Source organism: Dokdonella koreensis DS-123 (assembly GCF_001632775.1).
GTDB classification, from domain to species: Bacteria; Pseudomonadota; Gammaproteobacteria; order Xanthomonadales; family Rhodanobacteraceae; genus Dokdonella; species Dokdonella koreensis.
Map to the genome: position 1 here is coordinate 3,093,754 of NZ_CP015249.1, position 17,441 is coordinate 3,111,194.

Annotated in this window: 15 protein-coding genes; 12 read left to right on the forward strand and 3 right to left on the reverse strand. The window is 70.4% G+C overall.

Going from position 1 to position 17,441, the window contains the following annotated elements:
- Nucleotides 1-111 precede the first annotated feature (111 nt).
- From I596_RS12680 to I596_RS12690, 3 genes are all read left to right on the forward strand, one after another.
- Nucleotides 112-672 (forward strand): glycine cleavage system transcriptional repressor, encoded by a 561-nt coding sequence (locus I596_RS12680; protein ID WP_067648535.1) that lies wholly within the window; start codon nucleotides 112-114, stop codon nucleotides 670-672.
- A 54-nt stretch (nucleotides 673-726) separates the two neighbouring features.
- Nucleotides 727-1,188: a peroxiredoxin gene (locus I596_RS12685; RefSeq protein ID WP_067648538.1), complete on the forward strand. Its 462-nt coding sequence runs from the start codon at nucleotides 727-729 to the stop codon at nucleotides 1,186-1,188.
- Nucleotides 1,189-1,270: 82 nt separating this feature from the next.
- Nucleotides 1,271-2,671, forward strand: a complete 1,401-nt coding sequence (locus I596_RS12690; protein WP_067648540.1) for a PhoH family protein — start codon at nucleotides 1,271-1,273, stop codon at nucleotides 2,669-2,671.
- A 135-nt stretch (nucleotides 2,672-2,806) separates the two neighbouring features.
- On the opposite strand, the gene I596_RS12695 is transcribed toward I596_RS12690, so the two are convergent.
- A complete protein-coding gene (locus I596_RS12695; RefSeq protein WP_067648543.1) occupies nucleotides 2,807-3,769 on the reverse strand; it encodes a hypothetical protein in 963 nt (320 codons plus the stop codon).
- Nucleotides 3,770-4,203: 434 nt separating this feature from the next.
- On the opposite strand from I596_RS12695, the gene thiD reads away from it, so the two are divergent.
- The 3 genes from thiD to I596_RS12710 are packed head-to-tail and all read left to right on the forward strand — an operon-like array spanning nucleotide 4,204 to nucleotide 7,731.
- Nucleotides 4,204-5,022, forward strand: a complete 819-nt coding sequence (gene thiD, locus I596_RS12700; RefSeq protein ID WP_067648546.1) for a bifunctional hydroxymethylpyrimidine kinase/phosphomethylpyrimidine kinase — start codon at nucleotides 4,204-4,206, stop codon at nucleotides 5,020-5,022.
- A gap of 58 nt (nucleotides 5,023-5,080) precedes the next feature.
- Entirely contained in the window at nucleotides 5,081-5,401 is a 321-nt protein-coding gene (locus I596_RS12705; RefSeq protein ID WP_067648550.1) for a hypothetical protein, read from the forward strand.
- The gene (locus I596_RS12710) at nucleotides 5,398-7,731 is read left to right on the forward strand and encodes a hypothetical protein (RefSeq protein WP_067648553.1); all 2,334 of its coding nucleotides are present in this window, start codon (nucleotides 5,398-5,400) and stop codon (nucleotides 7,729-7,731) included. The genes I596_RS12705 and I596_RS12710 overlap by 4 nt, the downstream gene beginning before the upstream one ends.
- Nucleotides 7,732-7,821: 90 nt before the next feature.
- Here the strand turns inward: I596_RS12710 and I596_RS12715 are convergent, their stop codons facing one another.
- The gene (locus I596_RS12715) at nucleotides 7,822-8,832 is read right to left on the reverse strand and encodes an isocitrate dehydrogenase (protein WP_067648556.1); all 1,011 of its coding nucleotides are present in this window, start codon (nucleotides 8,830-8,832) and stop codon (nucleotides 7,822-7,824) included.
- An 88-nt stretch (nucleotides 8,833-8,920) separates the two neighbouring features.
- On the opposite strand from I596_RS12715, the gene I596_RS12720 reads away from it, so the two are divergent.
- Nucleotides 8,921-10,063, forward strand: coding sequence for a hypothetical protein (locus tag I596_RS12720; protein WP_150132141.1), 1,143 nt, complete (start codon nucleotides 8,921-8,923; stop codon nucleotides 10,061-10,063).
- Between the two features lie 25 nt (nucleotides 10,064-10,088).
- On the opposite strand, the gene grxC is transcribed toward I596_RS12720, so the two are convergent.
- Complete coding sequence (gene grxC / locus I596_RS12725; RefSeq protein ID WP_067651912.1) at nucleotides 10,089-10,346, reverse strand: glutaredoxin 3; 258 nt, start codon at nucleotides 10,344-10,346, stop codon at nucleotides 10,089-10,091.
- Nucleotides 10,347-10,478: 132 nt separating this feature from the next.
- Between grxC and I596_RS12730 the strand changes: the two genes are divergently transcribed.
- The 5 genes from I596_RS12730 to ppk1 all read left to right on the forward strand — a co-directional run bounded on the left by I596_RS12730 (nucleotide 10,479) and on the right by ppk1 (nucleotide 17,378).
- Nucleotides 10,479-12,215: a beta-barrel assembly-enhancing protease gene (locus I596_RS12730; protein WP_083965799.1), complete on the forward strand. Its 1,737-nt coding sequence runs from the start codon at nucleotides 10,479-10,481 to the stop codon at nucleotides 12,213-12,215.
- 43 nt (nucleotides 12,216-12,258) lie between these two features.
- Entirely contained in the window at nucleotides 12,259-12,948 is a 690-nt protein-coding gene (phoB, locus tag I596_RS12735; protein WP_067651915.1) for a phosphate regulon transcriptional regulator PhoB, read from the forward strand.
- A gap of 130 nt (nucleotides 12,949-13,078) precedes the next feature.
- Nucleotides 13,079-14,383, forward strand: a complete 1,305-nt coding sequence (gene phoR / locus I596_RS12740) for a phosphate regulon sensor histidine kinase PhoR (protein WP_067648566.1) — start codon at nucleotides 13,079-13,081, stop codon at nucleotides 14,381-14,383.
- On the forward strand, nucleotides 14,383-15,297 hold the full coding sequence (locus I596_RS12745) for a PstS family phosphate ABC transporter substrate-binding protein (protein ID WP_067648570.1): 915 nt from the start codon (nucleotides 14,383-14,385) through the stop codon (nucleotides 15,295-15,297). The genes phoR and I596_RS12745 overlap by 1 nt, the downstream gene beginning before the upstream one ends.
- Complete coding sequence (ppk1, locus tag I596_RS12750; RefSeq protein WP_067648573.1) at nucleotides 15,294-17,378, forward strand: polyphosphate kinase 1; 2,085 nt, start codon at nucleotides 15,294-15,296, stop codon at nucleotides 17,376-17,378. Before I596_RS12745 ends, ppk1 begins: the two co-directional genes overlap by 4 nt.
- Nucleotides 17,379-17,441: the final 63 nt, after the last annotated feature.

Below are 17,441 nucleotides of genomic sequence, written 5' to 3' on the forward strand. Positions count from 1 at the left end.
GCGGCACCACGGGCCGGCAAGTATGCTGGCTCGGACGCCGCTCCGGCGCCATGCACCTCCCGCCGCAGGGAGGTGTGCCGGACTCCGCGAGACGAGGCAGGAAGGCAGACTTTGAGCGAAATCGCACCGCGTCCCTCTGCAAACGACAACTACCTGCTGATCAATGCATTCGGCAAGCCTGCCGGGTCCCCGCTGCTGGCGATCAGCAAGCGGATCACGGACTGCGGCTGCAATCTGGCCGAAGCGCGGGTTTCCACGCTCGGCAGCGAACTGTGCGTGCTGGCGCTGGCGCAGGGCTCGTGGGATGCGATCGCCAAGCTCGAGAACGCCCTGGCGCGTCTCGACCGGGACGGCGGCCTGCGCCTGGGCCATTTCCGCACCAGCGCGCACCAGCCGCAGCCCAACCTGCTGCCGTACGTGATCGAGGTCATCGCGGCCGACAAGCCCGGCGTGCTGTTCCAGCTCGCCGAGTTCTTCGCCGGTCGCAGCATCTCGATCGAGCAGCTGCATTCCTCGCGCTACCGCGCGATGCAGACCGGTGCCGACATGTTCTCCGCGCAGATCACGATCGGCATCCCCAATACGATGCACATCGCGGCGCTGCGCGACGATTTCCTCGAGTTCTGCGACGGACTGAACCTGGACGCGATCATGGATCCGATGAAATTCTGATCGAACGATGCGGTCCCTCGACCACGACGAGAACGGCAGGACACTCCAGCGAAGATGATCGAAATCGGCACGCAGGTTCCCGCGCTTTCCGGAACGATCCAGGACGGCTCGGCGCTTTCCCTCGGGCAGCTGCGCGGACGGTTCGTCGCGATCTACTTCTACCCCAAGGACAACACCACCGGCTGCACGCGTGAGGCACAGGACTTCCGCGACCTGCAGCCGGCCTTCGAGCGCCGCAACTGCACGATCCTCGGCGTATCGCGCGACTCGCCCGCCAGCCACCGGCGATTCATCGAGAAGCAGGCGCTGCCGTTCGCACTGGTGGCCGACACCGACGAGACCTGGTGCCGCGCGTTCGACGTGATCCACGAGAAGACGCTCTACGGCAAGCGCTACCTGGGCATCGTGCGCAGCACGTTCCTGATCGGCCCCGACGGGACGCTGGTGGACGCCTGGCGCAACGTCAAGGTCCCCGGGCACGCCGCCGCCGTCCTGGCGCGCCTGACCGACGCGTGAAGCGACCCCGTCCCGCCATTCCCGTCACGCGGCCGCCGGCGGCGCGCGCCATCTCAATCCCTTCCTCCACCGAGAGCCTGGCATGACCCGAGGCAAACGCATCTACGTGCTCGACACCAACGTGCTCATGCACGACCCGACGTCGCTGTTCCGCTTCGAGGAACACGACGTGTTCGTCCCGATGACCGTACTGGAGGAACTGGACGCCGCAAAGAAGGGCACCTCGGAAGTCTCGCGCAACGCGCGCCAGGTCAGCCGGTTCATCAACGAGCTGATCGAGCGCGGCAACGGCCGCGGCATCGCCGAAGGCCTCGACCTGCAGTTGCCGCAGGGGCTTCGCCTCGACCGCGGCAAGCAGGCCGGCCGGCTGTACTTCGAAACCCGGCCGATCGAGAACGGTGCCGAAGCGGCGCGTAAGCGCGCCGTCCCCGACAACCTGATCCTCGCCTCGGTCCTGCACCTGCGCGAGCAGCGGCCCAAGACGCCGGTGGTGCTGGTCACCAAGGACATCAACCTGCGCATCAAGGCGTCGATCTACGGCGTGGCGGCGGAGGACTACGAGAACGATCGCGCGCTGGACGACTTCAGCCTGCTCTACGCCGGCCACGCCGAGCTGCCGGTCGACTTCTGGGACCGCCACCCGGAGCTGCGTTCGTGGTCCGAGCGCGGGCATACCTACTACGAGGTCAAATGCCGCAAGGACGAGCAGTGGCATCCGCACGAATGCCTCTACCTGCCCGGCGAGGACGACGTGGAGATGCGCGTCCTGGCGATCGACAACCGCAAGGCCACGCTGCAGATCCTCGACGACTACGTCAACGGCTCGCATTCGGTCTGGGGCATCCACGCCCGCAACCGTGAGCAGAACTTCGCGCTGAACCTGCTGATGGATCCGGACGTGGACTTCGTCAGCCTGCTCGGCACGGCCGGCAGCGGCAAGACGCTGCTGGCGCTCGCCGCCGGACTGGCGCAGACGATGGACCAGCAGCGCTACCGCGAGATCATCATGACGCGTGCGACCGTCTCGGTCGGCGAGGACATCGGCTTCCTGCCGGGCACGGAAGAGGAAAAGATGACGCCGTGGATGGGCGCGCTGACCGACAACCTGGAAGTGCTGACCAACCCGCAGGAAGGCGGCTCCTGGGGCCGCGCCGCGACCAACGACCTGCTCGCCTCGCGCATCAAGATCCGTTCGATGAACTTCATGCGCGGCCGCACCTTCCAGAACCGCTACGTGATCATCGACGAGGCGCAGAACCTGACGCCCAAGCAGATGAAGACGCTGATCACGCGGGCCGGCCCCGGCTGCAAGATGATCTGCCTCGGCAACGTCGAGCAGATCGACACCCCGTACCTGACCGAGACCACCTCGGGCCTCACCTACACGGTGGACCGCTTCAAGACCTGGGAGCACAGCGGCCACATCACGCTGCGCCGCGGCGAGCGGTCGCGCCTGGCCGATCGCGCCTCGGAAATGCTCTGACGGTCCGCGCGCGGCCGCAGACCGGCCGCCGCGGCGGGCACAGCGACGAACGCCAGGGATGGCGCGGCGCCTCGGAAACGGGGGGACCGGAAGCCGGCGATCAGGCCGGGAGGCGTCGCGGCGACGCCGGGGCGATCAGAAACTCAGTGCCCAGAGCGCTTCGAACTCGACGCGGCTCGCCGAGGACGGCGTGCGGTGCGTCGGCAGGCCGAGGATGTACGGCTGCGGCGCGTAGTTGGCCAGCACCGTCATGCGCGCACTGCGGCCGGTCGGCCGCGACCAGCCGAGCGAGACCGCGTAGTCGGCGACGTCGGGGGCCAGGGCGCGGCGCAGCAGCTCGGAGGTCGGCTCGGGCTGCTGGCGCGTGGTGTAGCGAAGCTGCAGGTCGCCGAACGAGCGGTTGCGCCAGGTGGAACCCACGCTGTAGACGGTCAGGTCGCGCCACGCGAACGTCGGGCTGAGCCCGTCGCCGAGCAGGGCCAGCACGCGATTGGGCAGGCCGTTGCTGGTGAACGGCGTGACGCCGCTGTACATGATGCGGTCGACGCCGAGGTCGAACGTCAGCGAAGGCACCAAGGCATAGGACAGCCCGAGGTTGGCCTGCGCCGGGATGTCGAACTGGCCCGGGTCGGAATAGACGCCGCGGTAGTTCGAGAACGCGTCCATGTTGACGCGCGACTGGTAGCCGCCGCTCCATTCGAAGCGCTCGCCGAGCCGGTAGGCCACGTCGAAACGAACACCGGTACCGGACGAGGTCTCGCTGGCGGCCCAGCTCGGCGGACGGTACTGGCTCTGCCAGTCGACCACGCCGAGCCCGAGGCTCGCGAACCGCTGGTAGGCCAGCAGCGCCGAAACGCCCAGCGCCCCATCGGCGCCGAACCGGAACGTCATCGACGGCGCGACGACCGTGCGCTCGAGCCCCGGCTGCGGCAGTTCGAACAGACGCTGCCCGGCCGGGGTCGGCCGTGCGGCGGTCTCCGATACGTTGCCGCTGGCGATCGAGAGCGAAAGGCGTGCCGCTGCCGGCGCATCGGCCACCAGCGACGGGAACAGGGACGGGCGCGCGGTCACCAGCGCGTCGGTCACTTTCGGAATCATGGCTTCGGTAGCCGGGAGCAAGGCCCAGGCGAAGCGCGGCGTTACACTCGCAAAGGCATAGCTGCGCCAGCGATCGAGCGCGGAATCGGCAGGGCCGGCTCCACGCGCCTGCGCCGATTCACTCGACGGCGCCGCCTGCGCAAAAGAAAGGGGGAGCGCCAGTACGATACTGAGCGCTCCCGCCAATCTGCCTGTAGTCGCTGATGATGCCCGCTGCATTGCCCTGTGCTGCGGTCCCTGGAGTGTTGAGTGCTGTGCTGTTGCCGCGTGAAGCGAGCCGATTATGGGAAAAACGCAACAGCGTGTCAAGCACGCAACACCCGTGCTGCCGCCGGAACCCGTTGAGCACCTGTGATAAATCGCCCGGACCCGGCACGGACCGCCGATCCGGGCACAATGCCCCGCACCTTTCGTTGCCAAAATACAACACCACGATGACCCATCGATTCCCGCCCGCCCCTCCCGCCGTCCTGACGATCGCCGGCTCCGATTCCGGAGGCGGCGCCGGCATCCAGGCGGACCTGGCGACCTTCTCCGCCTTCGGTACCCACGGCCTGTGCGCGATCACCGCCATCACGGCCCAGAACACGCGCGCCGTCACCGGGATCCAGCAGGTCTCGGCCCGGCTGCTGCGCGGACAGATCGACGCGGTGTTCGCGGACTTCCGGGTCGCCGCCGTCAAGATCGGCATGCTCGGCACCACCACGGCGGCGCGCCTCGTCGGCCAGGCGCTGGCCGAACATCCGCACGTGCCGGTCGTGCTCGATCCGGTGATGATCGCGACCAGCGGCGCGACGCTGGCCGCGGCGAACATCGTCGCCGCGCTGCGGCGCCACCTGCTGGCGCGCGCCACCCTGGTCACCCCGAACCTGCCCGAAGCCGAGCGCCTGCTGGGCCGCACGATCCGCGACCGCGCCGGCATGCGCCAGGCCGCGCACGACCTGCGCGCGCTGGGCTGCCCGGCGGTGCTGCTCAAGGGCGGCCATCGACCGGGCCGGAAGGTCGCCGACCTGCTGCTCGACGCCGCCGGCGAGCACTGGTTCGAGCACCCGCGCCTGCCCGGCGAGGGCCACGGCACCGGCTGCACGCTGGCCGCCGCCGCCGCGGCCGGCCTCGCGCGCGGGCAACCGCTCGCCACCGCGGTGGCGGACGCGATCGACTACGTGCACCGCGCGCTGCGGAGCGGCTATCGCCCGGGGCGTGGTCCGCTGGTCGTCCTGGACCATGCCGTGCAGGCCCTCCCGCGCCACTGATCGGCTTATGATCGGTCCGTCGTGCCGCCCCGGCGGATTCCAGCAAGGAGATCCCACAATGCCCTCTTCCATCCCGGCTTTCCTGCGCCCGTCCTGGCTGCTGACACTGCTGCTCGGACCGGCCTGCGCACTCGCCGCCGAGCCGCAGGCGCTGCCGCTGGCCGCGGCACCGGCCCTCGAGGCCGGGACGGCGCCGGCCAAGGCGGCTGCGCCGCTCGCCGTGCCGCCGCCGCAGCTGGCCGGCACGGTGGCGACTCTCGAAGCGGACGGCACCGTCGCGATCCAGTGCCGCGACATCCCGAACCTGGACGCCCGCCCGACCTTCCTCGAACGCGCCGAGCGGCGCCGCGCCCAGGCCGCTGCGGAGCAGTCCGAATGAGCCGCGCCCGCCGCCTCGCCAGCCGTCTCGCACTGAGCCTCGCGCTCGTTGCGCCCGCCGTCCTCGCCGCGCCGACGATTCCCCTGGCGTCCGGCACGCCGGCGGCGTTCACGCTGCAGGGACAGACCTTCACGACGTCGTACTACATCGACGTCCCGGCCAACATCGGCCAGAACGCCCAGCTCAAGATCCAGTTCAGCGGGACCGGCGCAGCCGATGCCGACCTGTTCGTGCGCTACGACACGCCGTTCGCCGATCGCACGCTGCACGGCGCCAACGCGTATTTCGAACTGTTCCAGCGCTACGCGCACTACGCTTCGGTCAGCGGCACCTCGACCGAATCGGTCGTCGTGCGCCGCTCCAGCCGCCAGCCACTGCAACCGGGGCGCTGGTACATCGCTGTCGTCAACCTGTCGCAGCCGTCGACCCAGATCAGCCTGACCGCCTCGATCGAAGCCTCGCCGACGGACGGCGGCATCCAGCTCGAGTTCCCGACCACCACCAGCGGCACCTGCAACGGCGCGCCGTGGAACGACTCCACCCCGGCCACGCCGACCGGCGGCAATCCGGGCACCACGCTCGGCCAGCAGCGGCGCAACGCCTTGCAGCGCGCCTCCGAGCTGCTGGCGGCGCAGATCAAGACGCCCTCGCCGATCCGCATCCGCGCCTGCTGGCGCGACCTCGAAGCCAGCGCGACACGCGCGATACTGGCCCAGGCCGGCCCGAGCAATCTCACGCTGCACGACATCGACGCGCCGGCGCCGTGGCTGCCGAACGGCTACAGCTGGTACTCGATCGCCGCCGCGGCCCGGCTGGCCGGCACGCGCTCCTGCGGCGTCGTCGGCGGCTCGTGCTCGCAGCCGGACATCGTCGCGACGTTCAACGCAAGGATCGGTGCCAGCGACGTCCTCGGCGGCCGCACGTTCGACTACGGCTATACCCCGGCCGCCAGCGGCAGCAATTTCGACTTCATCTCGATCGCGATGCACGAGATCGCGCACGGCCTGGGCTTCATCGGCCTGGTGAACATCGACAGCACCGATCCGGCGCCGCTCGGCGCGCGCTTCTCCGGCGAAGGCGCCAGCGGCTATTCGGGCACCGGCTACAACGACGTCTACGGCGAGAACGCAGCGATCCTCAACACGACGGCCGCCAGCTGGAAGCCGTTCCTCGATCCGCAGACCAGCGACGCCGAGCGCGCTGCCGCGTTGGTGTCCGGCAACGGCCTGCGCTGGTGGGGACCGGCGGCGGTCGCCTCGCCGCTGAACACCCTCAGGCAGCAGACGCCGCCGTTCAACCTGCCGATGCTCTACGCGCCCTGCACCGGGTCGCCGTGCACGCCGCAGGGCGGTTCCACCCTGTCCCACCTGGTCCAGGCCGGCGACCTGATGAACGCGAGCTACCAGGTCCCCGGTCCGCGCACGCTGGGCCTGGCCAAGCCGATGCTCGACGCCGTCGGCTGGAGCGACGCCGCCGCCGCGCCGCCGGCGTTCACGGCGCCGATCTCGAGCTGGTGGTTCGACCGCAGCCGCGCCGGCCACGGCATCGACCTGCAACTGGCCCGCCGCGACGCCAATGCCGGCGACGTCTACAACGTGATCTTCTACACCTTCGACGCCGCCGGCAAACCGGAGATCTTCATCTCGACCGGCAATCTCGTCGACGGCGTGTTCGTCGGCGGCCGCGACCAGAACGGCAACGGCATGCAGCGGATGCGCTACGACGCCGCCAGCCGCACCTCGGTGCTGGACCCGAGCGTCGGCGGCGACCTGGTCATCGACTTCAACAGCGCGGCGGCGTCCCCGGCCTGCCGCAACGTGGCGCGTGCCGCCGCGCAGCTGGGCGTCATGAGCTGGCGGGTCGGCGCGACCCGCGGGCAGTGGTGCGTCGAGCCGCTGGTGCTGCCGTCCTCGCACCCGACACCGAACCTCAGCGGCCAGTGGTACGGCGGCACGGACAGCGGCTGGGGCATCGGCACGCAGATGGTGCGCCAGGACGGCCGCGGCCCCTACACGCCCAACCTGCTCTACTACCCGGCGGACGCCAGCGGAACGCTGCGCTGGGCCGGTGCGGACTTCGAGAGCTTCGCCTCGGGCGGCACCACGACGGTCTATACCGTCAACGGCTACTGCCGCACCTGCACGCCGGTACCGGTGACCTACGCGACGATCGGCACGTTCAGCCTGACCCTGACCGAGGCGACGGTCGGCGGCCAGCCAACCGGCGTCAACCGCGCGAGCTTCACGGTGACCTTCCCCGGGTCGGGCTATACGTTCTCGCGCAGCGGCGCACCGATCACGCTGCTGACACTGCCGAACGGCGGCAACTGACGCGCCGCCGCGTCGAGCGCGGGCGGGCCGGACCGGCCCGCCCGTCGCCGGCCCCTCGACGGGAAAGGCCGGCCCTGGGCCGGCAGCGGATCAGCCCGCCGCGCGCGCCGCGATCGCCTTGGCGAACTCGCGCGTGCTGGCGCCGCCGCCGAGGTCCGGCGTCAGGTGGTCCTGCGCGTGGATCGTCTCGCGGATCGCGTCACGCACGCGCTGGGCCGCTTCGATCAGGCCCAGGTGACCCAGCATCTGCACCGCCCCGAGCAGCAGCGCGCAGGGATTGGCGATGCCCTTCCCCGCGATGTCCGGCGCCGAGCCGTGGACCGCCTCGAAGATCGCGGCATCGGTGCCGATGTTGGCGCCGGGTGCCAGCCCGAGGCCGCCGACCAGCCCGGCGCACAGGTCCGAGATGATGTCGCCGAACAGGTTGGTGGTCACGATCACGTCGAACTGCTGCGGGTTCATCACCAGCTGCATGCAGGTGTTGTCGACGATCATCTCGTTGCAGGCGATGTCCGGGTACTCGGCCGCCACCTCGCGGCCGACCTTGAGGAACAGGCCGGACGTCGTCTTCATGATGTTGGCCTTGTGCACCAGGGTGACCTTCTTGCGCCGCTCGCGCCGCGCCAGGTCGAAGGCGTAGCGGATGATGCGCTCGGAGCCGTGGCGGGTGATCTTGATGACGCCGTGCGCGGTCTGGCCGTCGTCCGACAGGGTCTGGCCCTCGGCGCCGTAGGCGCCTTCGGTGTTCTCGCGGACGGTGATGATGTCGATGCCGTCGTAGCGCGCGCGGGTGCCGGGAATCGTGATCGCCGGGCGCACGTTGGCGTACAGGTCGAAGCGGCGGCGCAGCTCGACGTTCAGTGAGCTGAAGCCACCGCCGATCGGCGTCGTCAGCGGTCCCTTCAGCGCGACCCGGTGGCGGGCGATCGCATCGAGCGTGGCCTGCGGCAGCAGTTCGCCGGACGCCTCCTGTGCGGCCAGGCCGGCCTCGACGAAGTCGTAGCGGAGACCGACGCCCAGCGCGTCGATGACTTCCAGCGTGGCATCCATGATTTCAGGACCAATGCCATCGCCGCGGATGACCGCGATCGTGTCGTTCATCGGATTTGAGACTCCTGCAACAAGGGAAGGGAAATTCAGAAGGGGCCGACACTTGCAGGTGCCGTGCGCAGACGCGCATTATCGCGGAATGAGCGTTTTCCGAACACTGTGCCGATGCGCGCAGGTCCTCGCCTGCGTGATCGCGCTGGCGCACGCGGCCACGGCGGCGCCCGTCGACGCGACCGCGGCCGAGCCGATGACGCTGGACCTGGAAGCGCCCGGCAGCAGCTCGCCGATGCTGGCGCCGCTGCTGCGCATGCACGGCACCTGGCCCGACAGCTGCGTCCCGAAGATCCAGAGCGTGCGCCTCGCCGGCGGCGAGATCGACGTCGTCGCGCGCACCGCGACGCTGGACTGCCGCGCCGGGGCCACGCCGTACGAGCAGCGCGCCAATCCGGCGCTGCAGGCCGGCCTGCTGCACCTTCCGCCGCGCGTCTATGCCGTGCGCGTCCACCTGGCGCGTGGCACCGAGACACCTCACCTGCATCGGATCGACCTGCTGGACGCCACCGAGAACGAGCCGGCCCCGGCGGTCGAGAACGGCTTCTGGTGGTCGGCCGCCCTGGGCGACGACCACGTGCCGGCCCTGGCCGGCAGCGGCATCAGCCTGGAACGGCAGGGCGACCAGCTGGCGGCCGGCCTGTTCGGCTTCGACGCCGGCGGCGCGCCGACCTGGTTCTTCGGCAGCGCCCGCCTCGACCAGCGCACCGCCCGCATTCCGCTGGTCCGGCTGCGCAATGGCGAGGACCTGTTCGGCGAGGCGCCGGCGCACCCGGTGGCCGAGATCGGACCGGAGCTGCTGATCGAGTTCACCGGCCCGGCGCAGGCACGCGCCTGGCTGGTGCGGCCGTCGGCGACCGGCTCGGCCGATGCGATCGACGTGCGGCCACTGCTGCTGCAACGCACGGCCTTCGCCGGTCCCGAGCCGGGACGCGGCTGGAGCGGGCGCTGGGTCCAGGTCGACGATGGCGACCGCGACTACGCGCCATTGCTCGAACTGACCCCGTCGGGCAGCGAGGACGGCGACAGCTTCCGGCTCGAGGATTCCAGGGCGGGCGTCACGCTGACCTGCCGCATCGCCCCGCAGCCGGCCGATCTGCCGCCGGCCATCTGCACACTCTTCCAGGGCGGCTCGAAGGTGGTCGCGGTGTTCGACCGGATCGGCATCGATCGCCTGGAAGGACGCACCGCCACCGGCGGGCGCACGCGCCTGGTCCGGATCGCCGACTGAACCCGGCCGCCGGACCGGTACCGCCTCATTCGCCGATCAGGTGCGCCAGGCGGCCCGAGCGATCCGCCGCGACCAGGTCGTCGAATCCGCCGACATGGGTGCCGTTGACGAAGATCTGCGGCACGGTGCGCCGGCCGCCGCTGCGCTGGAGCATGCGGTCGCGCTCGGCCGGGTCGGTATCGATCCGCACCTCGCGGTAGCCCAGTCCCTTGCGGTCGAGGAACTGCTTGGCGGCGACGCAGTACGGGCAGATCGCGGTCGAATAGATTTCCACGTCGGTCATCGTCGATTCCAAATGAATCCCCGCTGTCCGCCACCGGGGCACGGTGGCAGGGGGAACCTCGCTGCGCTATGGTGGTCTCACGCGGCCCAGGCTTCGCGCCGCTTCCCACCGCTTCGCATGGTCGTGCTCACCATGAGCAAAATCAACTGGCTACCGGTCGCCTTGCTCGCCACCTGCGCGGGCCTGGCCGGCGCGCAGGATCCCGGCATCAGGCTGCCGGACATCGGCAGTTCCGCCGGCGAGCTGGCGATGCCCCGCGAGATGCAGGAGTACGGCGCCAGCATGCTGCACGAGATGCGGGCGATGAACTACATCCTCGACGATCCCCTGCTCAACGACTACCTCGACGGCCTCGGCCATCGCCTGGTCGCGCAGAGCGACCGCCCGGACCTGTCGTTCACGTTCTTCATCGTGCGCGACAACGACATCAACGCGTTCGCCGCGCCGGGTGGCTACATCGGCGCCAACGCCGGCCTGATCACCGCGATGAACCGCGAGGACGAGTTCGCCGCGGTCGTCGCGCACGAAATCGCGCACGTCACCCAGCAGCACCTGCTGCGCGCCTACGAGGACATGAAGAAGTCGAGCATCCCGATCACACTGGCCATGCTCGGCCTGATGATCGCCGGTGCCGGCCGCGGCGACGACACCGCCCCGGCCGCCCTGATGAGCGGCACCGCGCTGATGCAGCAGCGCCAGATCAACTTCACGCGCAAGGACGAGATCGAGGCCGACCGCATCGGCATCCAGACCCTGGCACGCGCCGACTTCGACCCCGTCGCGATGGCCGACACCTTCGCCACGCTCGGACGCACGATGCGCGTCAACGGCATCGACGTGCCCGAGTTCCTGCGTACCCATCCGGTCGACACCAACCGCATCGCCGACGCGAAGGCCCGGGCGGCGCAGATGACCACCTGCGGCTACGTGAACGGCGTGCTCGATCGCTGCGTCGGGGAGTCGTCCGGCGGCGGCAAGCCCCAGGGTGCGGCCCTGCCGGCCGCGCCGGTCAAGAACCCGTTCGCGCTGCCCGCGCCGTCGGTCGCCTCGACCGCGCCCGGCGCCATCAGCGCGAACCTGTCGCGCCTGGACCGCAGCGGGTCGCGCGACACCTTCCTGCTGATGCGCGAGCGCGTGCGCGTCCTCACGGCCCGCTCCCCGGCCGCGATGGTCGGCTACTACGCCGATACCCTGAAGGCCGACCCGGCGTTCGACACGCCGTCCAACCGCTACGGCTACGGCCTCGCGCTGACCCGGGCCCGCCAGCTCGACCGCGCCGTCGAGGAACTGACCCGCCTGGCCGAACGCCATCCCGGCCAGGCGACGTTCCAGCTGGCGCTGGCCGCCGCCGAGGACCATGCCGGCCGCCACGCCGAGGCGGAGCGGCGCTATTCGGACCTGCACGAGGACTTCCCGGGCAACCGCGCGATCAGCCTGGCCTATGCCGACTCGCTGCTGTCACGCGGCCAGCCCAAGAGCGCGCGTGATGCCCAGAACCTGCTGCGCCCGCTGCTGGACAGCTACAGCGACGATCCGGACCTGCAGACCAGCTTCGCGCGCGCCAGCGAGCTGGCCGGCGACAAGGTCCGGGCGGCGGAGGCCTATGCCGAGGCGGCCTGGCTCAAGGGCCGCGCCGAGGACGCCCTGAACCAGCTCAAGGCGCTGACCAAGCAGGACGACCTCGACTACTACCAGCGCGCGCGGGTCGAGGCGCGGATCACCGCGATGACCCCGCTGGTGCTGGAACTGCGCCGCCGCGGCACCAAGCCCGGCGACCCCCAGCAGGGCTCGCTGACCGAGCCGGCGCTGTCGGTTTCGCGGCCCGAGCAGCCGCTGTCATCGCGCCGTAACAGTTTCCCGTTGCAATAATCGCGTCATGAATGCCGATTCCGGCAGCCTCCGGCAGCGAAACGTGCAGAAGAACATCCTGATCGTCGAAGACGAACCCGCCATCCGCGACATGGTCGCCTTCGCATTGCGCAAGGCCGGAATGGACGCCATGCACGCCACCGATGCCCGCACCGCCCAGAGCGCCATCGGCGAGCGCATCCCGGACCTGATCCTGCTGGACTGGATGCTGCCCGGCATCAGCGGCCTGGACCTGGCCCGCCGGCTGCGCAAGGACGAGCTGACGCGCGAGGTGCCGATCATCATGCTCACCGCGCGCGGCGAGGAGACCGACCGCGTCAGCGGCCTGGACGCCGGCGTCGACGACTACGTCGTCAAGCCGTTCTCGACCCGCGAGCTGGTCGCGCGCATCCGCGCAGTGATGCGCCGCACGCACGGCGAGGACGTCGAGGGCGTGATCGAGCTGGGCGGCCTGCGCATCGACGGCGCCGCGCATCGCGTCTACGCCAGCGACCAGCCGCTGCAGATCGGCCCGACCGAATACCGCCTGCTGCATTTCTTCATGACCCACGCCGAGCGCGTCTATACGCGCAGCCAGCTGCTCGACCATGTCTGGGGCGGCGGCGTCTACGTCGAGGAACGCACGGTCGACGTGCACATCCGCCGCCTGCGCAAGACGCTCGAACCGAGCGGTCACGATGCGCTGGTACAGACCGTCCGCGGCGCCGGCTACCGATTCTCCACCAGCGTGTGAGTGCATCGGCCGCGCGGCGCCCCGTCCCGTCGCTCCGCGCCTCCACGGCCGGTAGCCGTGCCCACCGGGCCCGGTTGCACCTGCGCTCCGATGCCGGCCCTGCCGCCTCCGTGAGCGGAGTCCTCCCCCCGTGCTGAGCCGCGCCTGGCAAGTGAGCCTGTGGCGCCTGGCCGGCCTGCTCGCCGTCGCCACCGCGATCGGCCTGTGGATCGGCGCCCTGCCCACCGCCTGGCTGGTCGCGGTGGGCGGCTGGCTGGCGCTGACGCTGGTCCAGCTGCGGCGGCTGGGGCGCCTGCTCGATTCGACGGTCCTGCTGCAGCCCACCTCCGAACGCGACATCTGGGGCCGCATCCGGCAGCGCCTGTACCAGCGCCAGCAGGCCACCCGGGGGGCCCGCCGGCGGCTGCTGGAGCTGTTGCGCGGGTTCCGCGACGGTGCCTCGGCGCTGCCGGACGGCGTCGTCGTGCTGGACCCGGAGCGCCGCATCCTCTGGTTCAACACCGCCGCGCGCGAGCTGCTCGGCCTCGACCCCCGCCATGACCCGGGCGGCGAGATCACCCACCTGCTGCGGGCGCCGCGGATCCTGCAGTGGTTCGCCGAGGGTGCCGAGCCGGCGCTGACCGACGTCGCCTCGCCGGTGGACGACCGCATCCGCCTGAGCCTGCGGCGCATCCCCTACGCCGACGGACGCAGCCTGCTGGTCGCCCGCGACATCAGCCAGTTGCAGCGGCTGGAGCAGGTCCGCCGCGATTTCGTCGCCAATGTCTCGCACGAGCTGCGCACGCCGCTGACCGTCGTGCACGGCTACCTGGACATGATCGAGCCGGAGAGCCTGCCCGAGTACGAACCGATCCTGCGCGAGCTGCGCATGCAGTCGCGGCGGATGACGCAGATCGTCGAGGACCTGCTGACGCTGTCACGGCTGGAGGCGCAGCAGAGCACGCCGGACGAGCGCGTGGTCATGCCGGCACTGCTCGAATCACTGCGCCGCGAGGCGGCGGCGCTCAGCCAGGGCCGTCACGAGATCGTGCTCGAGCGCCTCGGCGACATGGACCTGCAGGGCTCGACCAAGGACCTGCACAGCGCCTTCTCCAACCTGGTCAGCAACGCCGTGCGCTACACGCCGGACGGCGGCCGCATCGTGCTGCGCTGGGAATGCGACGCCGACGGCGCGCGCCTGACCGTCATCGACACCGGCCCGGGCATCCCGTCGCAGCACCTGCCGCGGCTGACCGAGCGCTTCTACCGCGTCTCCACCAGCCGCTCGCGCGAGAGCGGCGGTACCGGCCTGGGCCTGTCGATCGTCAAGCACGTGCTGCAGCTGCACCAGGCCCGGCTGGACATCCGCAGCGAAGTCGGGGTCGGCAGCCGCTTCATCTGCGTGTTCGGCCCGGAGCGCCTGCTGCCGGCCCGGACGCTGGCGGAAGAAGCGTGATGCGCAGCGTGTGGACGTCGCTGCTCGGCCTGGCGCTCGCCGGCCCGGGCCACGCCGCCGAAGCGCTCAGCGGCACGCTGACCAGCGCCGGATCGGAAACGATCAGCGGGCTGATCGCGCAGTGGTCGCGCGGCTTCGCCAGCACCCATCCGGCGGTGCGCATCCAGGAGCAGGCACTCGGCTCGACCAGCGCGGTGCTCGCCCTGGTCGAGGGCGCCGCCGACATCGGCCCGATGAGCCGGCCGATGAGCGCCGGCGAGGAGGCGCTGTTCGTGCGCCGCCACGGCCATCGGCCGTCGCGGATCGCGGTCGCCCATGACGCGATCGTGGTCTTCGTCCACCCCGACAACCCGCTGCGGACGCTGGAGCTCGGCCAGCTCGACGGCATCTATGCCGCGCAGCCGCGGTGCGGCGGCCCCGCATTGCGCACCTGGGCGCAGCTCGGCGGCACCGGCGCGCTGGCGCAGCAGCCCGTTCTTCCGATCGGCCGCAACGAGGGTTCCGGCACGGCGCAGTTCTTCCGCGACCGCGTGCTCTGCGGCGGCGACTACCGCAACGCGGTGGTCGCCTGGCCCGGCAGCGGCGCCACGATCGCCGCCGTCGCGGGCAACCCGTCCGCGATCGGCTACGCGCCGATCGGAATGGTCAACGCCCGCGTGCAGCCGCTCGCGCTCGCCGCCGCCACCGGCGAGGCCGTGGCCGCCGACGCCGAAGGCGTGCGGTCGGGCCGCTACCCGCTGGCCCGGCCGCTGTACCTCTACTACAACCGCCTTCCACACCGTCCCCTGCCGGCGCTTCAGGCTGCCTTCCTCGAATACATACTTTCGTCAGAAGGACAGGCTATCGTCGCCCGCGAGGGTTTCATCCCGCTGGCCGCCACCGAGGCGGACGCACAACGCCTGCAACTGGAATGAGCATGTCGATGACCGCCGCGCCGGACCTGGCCGATCCCGGGCTCTACCTCAACCGCGAACTGGCCCAGATCGAGTTCAACTTCCGCGTACTGGCGCAGGCCGAGGACGCCAGCGTGCCGCTGCTGGAACGGCTGCGCTACCTGTGCATCTCGTGCACGAACCTCGACGAGTTCTTCGAGGTGCGCGTGGCGATCCTCAAGCACCACCACGCCTTCGGCGACGTACGCCCCGGACCGGACGGCATGTCCGCCAGCGACGTGCTGACCCGCATCCGCGAGCGCACGCTGGCCCTGGTCAAGGCCCAGTACGACTTCTTCAACGACGTGCTGCTGCCGTCGCTGGACGCCGAAGGCATCCGCTTCGTCGCCCGCGACGCCTGGAACGCCAAGCAGCGCAGCTGGCTGCAGGGCTACTTCCGCAACGAGATCCTGCCGGTGCTCTCGCCGCTGGGCCTGGACCCGGCGCATCCGTTCCCGCGCATCCTCAACAAGAGCCTGAACCTGGCGGTGGTGCTCAAGGGCAAGGATGCGTTCGGCCGCGACGGCAACATGGCCCTGGTCCGCGCACCGCGCTCGCTGCCGCGCATCATCCGGCTGCCGTCGGAGGTCGCCGAGCGGCCGTACGACTTCGTGTTCCTGTCGAGCATCCTGCACGAGTTCATGGAGGAGATGTTCCCGGGCATGAAGGTCCGCGGCGCGTACCAGTTCCGCGTGACGCGCAACAGCGAGCTGTTCGTCGACGAGGAGGACGTGGAGAACCTCGCCCTGGCGTTGCGCGACGAGCTCAACATCCGTGGCTACGCCAAGCCGGTGCGGCTGGAGATCACCGAGCAGTGTCCGAAGCCGATCGCGCGGATGCTCATGCAGAACTTCGAGCTGTCCGAACAGGACATCTACCGTTGCGGCGGCCCAGTCAACGTCAGCCGCATCACGGCGATCTACGACCAGGTCGACCGGCCGGACCTCAAGTTCCCGACGTTCGTCCAGCGCGTCAGCAAGACCGTCACCGAGGAGCGCAGCCTGTTCGACGCGATCCGCGAGCGCGACATCCTGCTGCACCACCCGTTCGAGTCGTTCTCGACCGTGCTCGAACTGCTGCGCCAGGCCAGCACCGATCCGGACGTGCTGGCGATCAAGCAGACGCTGTACCGGGTCGGCAACAACTCGCCGATCGTCGACCACCTGATCGAGGCGGCACGCAACGGCAAGGACGTGACGGTCGTCGTCGAGCTGCGCGCGCGCTTCGACGAGGAGGCCAACCTCAAGCTGGCCAACCGCCTGCAGGAGGTCGGCGTGCAGGTGGTCTACGGCGTGGTCGGCTACAAGACCCACGCCAAGATGCTGCTGGTGGTCCGCCGCGAACGCGGCGCGCTGCGGCGCTACGTGCACCTGGCCACCGGCAACTACCACCAGATGACCTCGCGCATCTACACCGATTTCGGCCTGATGACCGCGCACCCGGACATCGGCGAGGATGCGCACCAGTTGTTCCTGCAGCTGTCCGGGCTCGGCACCATCGTCAAGCTCAAGCGCCTGCTGCACTCGCCGTTCACGCTGCACACCGGCATCATCGCCCGCATCCAGCGCGAGATCGACCACGCCGAGGCCGGCCGGCCGGCGCGGATCATCGCCAAGATCAACGCGCTCAACGAAGAGGACGTCATCGAGCTGCTCTACCGCGCCTCGCGCGCCGGCGTGCAGATCGACCTGATCGTGCGCGGCGCCTGCACGCTGCGCCCGGGCCTGCCGGGCATCTCCGAGAACATCCGCGTACGCTCGATCGTCGGCCGCTTCCTCGAACACAGCCGCGTGTACTGGTTCCAGAACGGCGACGAGCCGGAGATCTGGTGCTCCAGCGCCGACTGGATGGAGCGCAACCTGCTGCGCCGCGTCGAGACCTGCTTCCCGCTGCTGGATCCGGCCATCGCCCACCGGGTGTACGACGAGGCCCTGACCAACTACCTGGCCGACAACCAGCAGGCCTGGCGCCTGCTGCCCAACGGCAGCTACGAGCGGATCGCGCCGGGCGAGGACATGCCGCATTCGGCCCAGCAGTCGCTGCTGGCCAAGATCTGCGGCTGACGGCCGCAGCGCCCGTGCTCGTCCGCGCCCGCCGGCGGCATGCACAGCCGCCGGCCGGTCTGC